1 protein-coding gene is annotated in these 668 nt (G+C 27.8%); it reads left to right on the top strand.

Features of this window, described 5'->3' with window-relative positions:
* Nucleotides 1-668: hypothetical protein (locus tag L8W40_RS08010; RefSeq protein ID WP_263665140.1), on the top strand; the 668-nt coding region annotated here is incomplete at both ends.

The raw sequence follows: 668 nt of genomic DNA, 5'->3' as shown, positions 1-668 counted from the left end.
GAATTCCCTCTAGATAAGATTCAGCTTCATCAAAGAGAGTTAAAATTTGCAGGAGATAAGACAATATATACTGAAGAAAATGCGCAAGCTAATGTTACTTTAAAAGGTGGTAAAGAAGGTTCTAAAATAACATGGAATATAAAAGGAGACGCTAGTTTAAGCAATCAAGAAGCAGTATTTAATGCTAATGGTGAAGCTAAAGCAACTATTACTTCTAAAGATCCATTTAAAGCTAATCCTATCATTAGTGTAAATACTATCGGACAAATCGTTAGTGATACTATTGTTTATATTGATAAAGAATATATTCCTAATATTATTTATCCTAGTTATGAAGGTTATGATCATACCGTAAAATTGAATCAAGAATTTAAACTTGAGGTAAGTAATTTAATTCCAAATACAGAAATTGAAATTTATCATTCTTTCTTATATGATTATAGTCCAAAACATGATCGTGTTCAAGTTAATTCATATGGTAAGGCTACTTTGGAATTTTATGGAATATTGAATCCATCTTGTGTTAGTTTTAAAATTCATTTTAAATATATGAAAACAAAACACAAATCAACGAATTTTACAACAAATGAAATATATATATACAAACAAATTGCTTTGATTACTGACAAGGATTCTATAAATGCTCAAGGAGGAGAAGAAGTACATGC

Source organism: Campylobacter sp. IFREMER_LSEM_CL1846, from assembly GCF_025772105.1.
GTDB lineage: Bacteria > Campylobacterota > Campylobacteria > Campylobacterales > Campylobacteraceae > Campylobacter_D > Campylobacter_D lari_D.
The sequence above is the reverse complement of the archived record's forward strand: the minus strand, read 5'-3'. Positions and strand labels throughout refer to the sequence as shown.